6 protein-coding genes are annotated in these 5592 nt (G+C 75.2%); 3 read left to right on the top strand and 3 right to left on the bottom strand.

The genetic code is table 11. From position 1 onward, the window contains the following. Positions 1–167: 167 nt before the first annotated feature. Complete coding sequence (locus ACIQVI_RS18715; protein ID WP_403596950.1) at positions 168–1091, bottom strand: NADP-dependent oxidoreductase; 924 nt, start codon at positions 1089–1091, stop codon at positions 168–170. A gap of 126 nt (positions 1092–1217) precedes the next feature. Here ACIQVI_RS18715 and ACIQVI_RS18720 point away from each other — a divergent pair, with 126 nt between their 5' ends. The 3 genes from ACIQVI_RS18720 to ACIQVI_RS18730 all read left to right on the top strand — a co-directional run bounded on the left by ACIQVI_RS18720 (position 1218) and on the right by ACIQVI_RS18730 (position 3682). Next, entirely contained in the window at positions 1218–2249 is a 1032-nt protein-coding gene (locus ACIQVI_RS18720) for a GlxA family transcriptional regulator (RefSeq protein ID WP_403596953.1), read from the top strand. Between the two features lie 76 nt (positions 2250–2325). After that, positions 2326–2883 carry a hypothetical protein gene (locus tag ACIQVI_RS18725; RefSeq protein WP_403596956.1) on the top strand — a complete coding sequence of 186 codons (558 nt, stop codon included), beginning with the start codon at positions 2326–2328 and terminating at the stop codon, positions 2881–2883. A 19-nt stretch (positions 2884–2902) separates the two neighbouring features. Then, entirely contained in the window at positions 2903–3682 is a 780-nt protein-coding gene (locus ACIQVI_RS18730) for a hypothetical protein (protein ID WP_403596959.1), read from the top strand. Between the two features lie 85 nt (positions 3683–3767). Here the strand turns inward: ACIQVI_RS18730 and ACIQVI_RS18735 are convergent, their stop codons facing one another. Together ACIQVI_RS18735 and ACIQVI_RS18740 are read right to left on the bottom strand one after the other, a co-directional pair. Continuing rightward, positions 3768–4925, bottom strand: coding sequence for an ABC transporter permease (locus ACIQVI_RS18735; RefSeq protein ID WP_403596962.1), 1158 nt, complete (start codon positions 4923–4925; stop codon positions 3768–3770). A 20-nt stretch (positions 4926–4945) separates the two neighbouring features. Then, on the bottom strand, positions 4946–5359 hold the full coding sequence (locus ACIQVI_RS18740) for an SRPBCC family protein (protein ID WP_403596965.1): 414 nt from the start codon (positions 5357–5359) through the stop codon (positions 4946–4948). Positions 5360–5592 lie beyond the last annotated feature (233 nt).

The raw sequence follows: 5592 nt of genomic DNA on the forward strand, positions 1-5592 counted from the left end.
CGTCCACCTCTCTCCCCTGGGGGGGGGGGGGGGGCGCCACGGCGGGGGTCGCGTTGTTGTTTGGTTCTGGGGGGGGGGGGGGGGGGGGGGGGGGGGGGGGGCGGGGGGGGGGGGGGGGGGGGGGGGGGGGGGGGGGGGGGCGCCCCCCCCCCCCCCCCCCGGGGGGGTCAGGCGACCGTCAGGACGATCTTCCCCGTGGTGCGGCCCCGTTCGCCGATCGTGTGGGCCTTCGCCGCCTCGGCGAGCGGAAGCACGGTGTCGACCACCGGCCTCAGCGCGCCGCGCTCCACCAGGGCCGTGAGCTCACGCAGGCCGAGGTGGTCGGGTTCGACCAGGACCCAGGCCACGCGCACGCCGTCGGGGGCGGCGGGGACGTCGTCCGGGGCCGGCAGGGTGATCAGCCTGCCTCCGGGGCGGAGCAGCTTCAGGGAGCGCTCGCCCGTCTCCCCGCCGATGCCGTCCAGCACGACGTCCACCGCGGAGAGGACGTCCTCGAAGCGGGCCTCGCGGTAGTCGACCACCTCGTGCGCGCCCAGCTCCCGCAGCAGGGCGTGCTTGGCCGCGCTCGCCGTACCGATGACGTACGCCCCGCGGGCCCTGGCGATCTGCACGGCGAGGTGCCCCACGCCGCCGGCCGCCGCGTGCACGAGGACGCGCTCCCCCGGCCGGACGTCCGCCGCGTCCACGAGGGCCTGCCAGGCGGTGAGCCCGGCCAGTGGCAGCGCCGCGGCCTCCACGTGGGTCAGGGAGGCGGGCTTGGGGGCGAGGTGTCGGGCCGGGGACACCACGTACTCGGCGTACCCGCCCGCCTGGCGGGGGAAGAGCGGCATCCCGTAGACCTCGTCCCCGGGGCGGAAGACGCCCACGCCGGGGCCGACCGCCTCCACCGTGCCGGACACGTCCCAGCCGACCACCGGGACGGCGCCCCAGTCGATCAGGATCCCGCTCGCGCGGGTCTTCCAGTCCGCGGGGTTCACCCCGGCCGCGTGGACCCGCACCAGGACCTCGTTCAGGCCGGGCTCGGGGCGCTCCACGTCCCGCTCGACCATGTTCTCGGGACCGCCCCACCGCTCCACGACCATCGCGCGCATGTCGTCCGCCTCTTTCCGTCTCGATCGGTGCGCCCCGGAACCCTTCCGGTGGCGACGGGTCCACGATCCGTCGCGGCACCCCCGCGCGGTGTTGGCCGTACGGCCACTATGTGACAGGATCCGGCCATGGAAGCGACACGCGGCCGGACGGTGCGGAACGAGCGGGAAGAGGCGCGGAAGGCGCCGCACCGGATCGCCGTGCTCGCGCTCCCCGGCGTGCCGCCGTTCGAACTCGGCATCCCCTCCCGGGTCTTCGGCAGCGCCGTGGAGGCCGACGGCCGTCTCCTCTACGAGGTCACGGTCTGCACGGTCGACGGCGCCCCCGTGGCCAGCGACGCCGGTTTCACCGTGCAGCCGACCGCGGGCCCGGAGGCCCTCGCGGCGGCCGACACCGTGATCGTCCCGCCCACGCACGCCATGCCCGAGCTGGGGCGCGGCGGCCCGCTGCCGCCCGAGGTCGCCTCGGCGATCGCCGGCATCCGGCCCGGCACCCGTCTGGTGTCCATCTGCACCGGCTCCTACGTGCTCGCCGCCGCCGGGCTCCTCGACGGGCGTCCGGCCACCACCCACTGGAACCTGGCGCCGGAGTTCCGCCGGGTCTATCCGAAGGTGAAGCTCGACGAGGACGTGCTCTTCGTCGACGACGGCGACGTGCTGACCTCCGCGGGCGTGGCGGCGGGCGTCGACCTGTGCCTGCACATGATCCGCCGCGACCACGGGGCGGCGACCGCCAACCGCGCCGCCCGCATCTGCGTGGTGCCTCCCTGGCGGGACGGCGGACAGGCGCAGTTCATCGACCGGCCGGTCCCCGAGCCCGCCCTGGCCGGCACGGCCGCCACCCGCGCCTGGGCGCTCGAACACCTCGCGGAGCCGCTCTCCCTCGCGCGGCTCGCCGAGCACGCCCGGATGAGCCTGCGGTCCTTCACCCGCCGGTTCCGCGACGAGGTCGGGATGACCCCCGTCCAGTGGCTCACGGCCCAGCGCCTGGAACTCGCCAAGCAGCTCCTGGAGACGACCGACCTCTCCGTCGACCTCGTCGCCCACCGCGCCGGCCTGGGCTCCGGGAACTCCCTGCGGGCCCACATGCGTACGGCGTTCGGGGTCTCCCCCGCCGCCTACCGCCGGGCCTTCGGCGCCCGCGCCGCGCGGGGGACGTGACGTCCCGTCCGTTTGGAGCACGGGGCGCAGGGCACCCGAGGTCCTACGGACAAGACAGAGCGAGAGGTGCGAGTCGATGTCGACCGGAATCGTCCTGGCCATCGTCATTGCGGCCGTCGTGGTGGTCGCGCTCGTCACCGTCGCCGCGGTGAACCACCGGCGACGGGCGCGTCTGCGCGACCGGTTCGGACCCGAGTACGACCGCGCCGTCGAGGAGACGGGCAGCAGGCGTGCCGCCGAGCAGGAACTCGACGCCCGGGAACGGCGCCATCAGGAGCTGGACATCAAGCCGCTGCCGAGCGGCACGAAGGAGCGGTACGCGCAGCGGTGGAAGGAACTCCAGGAGGAGTTCGTCGACGCGCCCGAGGGCGCGGTGCACGAGGCCGACCGGCTGGTGACGGCCCTGATGCACGAACGCGGCTATCCCACCGAGGGGTACGAGCAGCGGATGCGCGACCTGTCCGTGCGGCACGGCCGCACGCTGGAGCACTACCGGGCCGCCCAGGAGGTGCACGCCCTGAGCTCCTCCCGGTCGGCCACCACCGAACAGCTGCGGGAGGCGATGGTGCACTACCGCGCCCTCTTCGGCGACCTGCTCACCGACGGCACTCCGACCGGCTCCGGCCGGTCCTGACGAGGCGGAGGCGGAACACATGCGTGACCACGACACGGCCGGGCGCGAGACGACGGCCGACCAGCACGGAACCACGGACCGGAACGAGACGACGGACCGCCCCGGGGCGGTGGACCGGCCCGGAGTCGCGGACCGGCCCGGAGCGCCGGAACAGCGCGAAGCGGCGGGCCCGCGTGGAGCGGCGGAACAGCGCGGGACGACGGGCCCGCGCGGAACGAGCGAGCAGCGCGAAACGACTGACCCGCATCGAACGACCGAGCAGCGCGGAACGGCGGAACGGCGCGAGACCGCCGACCGGGACCCCGTCCCCGCCCCCACCCCCACCCCCGCCGAGCGGGGTACGGCAACGACGACGTCCACGGACGCGTCCGTCACGGACCCCGAGGACCGGAAGTTCGCGAAGTCCCCGACATCGGCGACGTCGCCGACATCGCAGGCGGGTACGGTCGCCGGGGAGTCGGAGGCCCGTCCCGGCCCGCTGTCGGGCGTCGCCGGGCGCGGGGACGACGAGCACGTCCCGGACCTGCTCGGCCGAGCGGACGGCGACGCGTACCGCAAGCGCTGGCGCGAGATCCAGGGCCGGTTCGTCGACGACCCGCGCGAGGCGGTCCACTCGGCCGACGAGCTCGTCGCCGACGTGATGAAGACGCTGGCCGCCGCCTTCGCCGACCACAAGCAGACCCTCGAAGGGCAGTGGGACGAGGGCCGGGACGCCGACACGGAGGCCCTCCGCGTGGCGCTGCGCGAGTACCGCTCGTTCTTCAACCGGCTCCTGACCACCTCCACCCCTCAGCACTGAACCCGACGGCATCCGGGGGCCGGTCGGCCGCGCACGGCGCGGCGGACCGGCCCCCGCGCGTCGGGCCCGGGCCGGGCGCGGGGCCTCAGGGTGCCGCGTGCGCCCCGCCCCTCTCCCGGCCGCCCGGGTGCCGGTGCCGCCAGACCCAGAAGACCGCCGAGGACACCAGCGCCCACCCGGCCAGCACCACGAAGGGGAAGAGGTGCTGGTGACCGCCGAAGTACACCGCCGTGTGCTGCGCGTTCACCGAGGCGCCCGGCGGCAGCCACTGGCCGATGTGCCCGAGCGGCGACGGCAGCAGGGGCCAGGACACCGCGCCGCCCGAGGAGGGGTTGCCGAGGAGCACCATCAGCCCCCAGGTGGGAAGCATCGCCCAGCGCCCGATCAGGGTGTTGAACATGGAGAAGACCATGCCGGAGGCGAACATGGTCAGCGCGAGGATCAGCCACGACTCGACGAACGGCAGGTCGAGCGCGCCGAGCAGCCAGTCCACGGTCGCGGCGATGGCGAATCCGCCCAGGAGGGCGTAGAGCGCGGTGAAGAAGATCCGTTCGGCGGGGTTCAGCGGCCTCGCGTGCACGCTGAGCTGGATGGCCCCCACGAATCCGATGATCACGGCGGCGAGCGAGATGTAGAACAGCGCGAGTCCGCGCGGGTCGCCCTTCTGCAGCGGTTTGACGTCGGCCACCGTGACCGGCACTCCCGTCGCCCGGCCCACCTCCACCGCCGCCTCCGCGAGGAGCTGGGCCACCGAGGCGCCCGAGGCCCCGGCGACGTCGAAGGCCACGCGGTCGTCCCGCAGGGTCATGACGGCGAACACCTCCTGCTCGTTCACCGCGTCCAGCGCCCCGGCACGCGTCCGGTAGGGCCGCAGTTCGAGCGAGGAGTCCAGCGCCCGCTCCATCCCCCCGGTGAACGTCCTGCCGGTCGGCGAGTCCGCCGCCCCGATGACGGCCGTGGGGATGTGACGGGGGGTCGGGTTCGCCATGGTGTACGTGTACGAGCCGGCGAACAGGGCGGCGGCCGCGGCCAGGATCAGGACCAGCACGGTCGCCGGGAAGAAGGGCGAGCGGGTGAACACCGTCCAGCGCTCGGACCGGCTCGGCGGCCGACCGTGGGCGCCGTGCGGCGGCGCGGGGTCGCTGTGCGGCGGCTCGGGGTCGCCATCAGGCGGTGCGGGGTCATTGCGCGACGGCTCGGGGTCACCGTGAGGCGGAGGGTCGTCTTCGTGCGTGTCGGACATGACCGCCAGACTAATCCGGACTAATCACCCTCAAGGGGATCTCCGCCCCGTCCGGCGACCAGACGACCCAGGGCCCACCGGGCCGGACCGGCGTAGGCCGCGAGGGCCACGGCCGGGCCCTCGATCCGCAGGATCGTGGCCGATCCGTCCGGCCGGGCGAGGACCTCGTGACGGAGCCTCAGGCGCACCGGTCCCAGGGCGACCCGCCACGTCCACCGCCGCCGTTCCTCGTCGACGGACTCCACGACGAACCTCGCGGAGACGCCGAGGAACGAGACGACCTCGCCCCGCACGCCGGGCGCGATCCGCGCGCCGTCCGCGCGCACCGCCCTGATCTGCGGCGACCACGTCGGCCAGAGGGCGGGCACGGCGTAGCGCGTCCAGACATCTCCCACGGGGGCCGGGCCCGCGACCCGCAGCGTCAGGACCGCCATCGGCCCGCCCGTCCCCGGGCCGACCCGGCCGACCCGGCCGTGGACGCTCCTTCGGGGACCTCGCGCGTGACCGCCCCGGCCCGTGCGGACCTGCCCATGCGACGCGCCCCCTCCTCGACGGGAAGACCGGCGGAGCGGCGGTCTCGCCCTCTGCGGGGCACCGCCGTCCGGGACCGCCATCGTCACACCGCCGCCGCGACCCCGCACCCGGCGCGCGACCGTAGGCTGCCCGT

Source organism: Streptomyces sp. NPDC098101 (assembly GCF_044760185.1).
Lineage (GTDB): Bacteria > Actinomycetota > Actinomycetes > Streptomycetales > Streptomycetaceae > Streptomyces.

Excerpts from the sequence above, each read along its gene's own strand:
- ACIQVI_RS18715 (WP_403596950.1), bottom strand. The coding sequence starts at position 1,091 with ATGCGCGCGATGGTCGTGGAGCGGTGGGGCGGTCCCGAGAACATGGTC.
- ACIQVI_RS18720 (WP_403596953.1), top strand. The coding sequence starts at position 1,218 with ATGGAAGCGACACGCGGCCGGACGGTGCGGAACGAGCGGGAAGAGGCG.
- ACIQVI_RS18725 (WP_403596956.1), top strand. The coding sequence starts at position 2,326 with ATGTCGACCGGAATCGTCCTGGCCATCGTCATTGCGGCCGTCGTGGTG.
- ACIQVI_RS18730 (WP_403596959.1), top strand. The coding sequence starts at position 2,903 with ATGCGTGACCACGACACGGCCGGGCGCGAGACGACGGCCGACCAGCAC.
- ACIQVI_RS18735 (WP_403596962.1), bottom strand. The coding sequence starts at position 4,925 with ATGTCCGACACGCACGAAGACGACCCTCCGCCTCACGGTGACCCCGAG.
- ACIQVI_RS18740 (WP_403596965.1), bottom strand. The coding sequence starts at position 5,359 with ATGGCGGTCCTGACGCTGCGGGTCGCGGGCCCGGCCCCCGTGGGAGAT.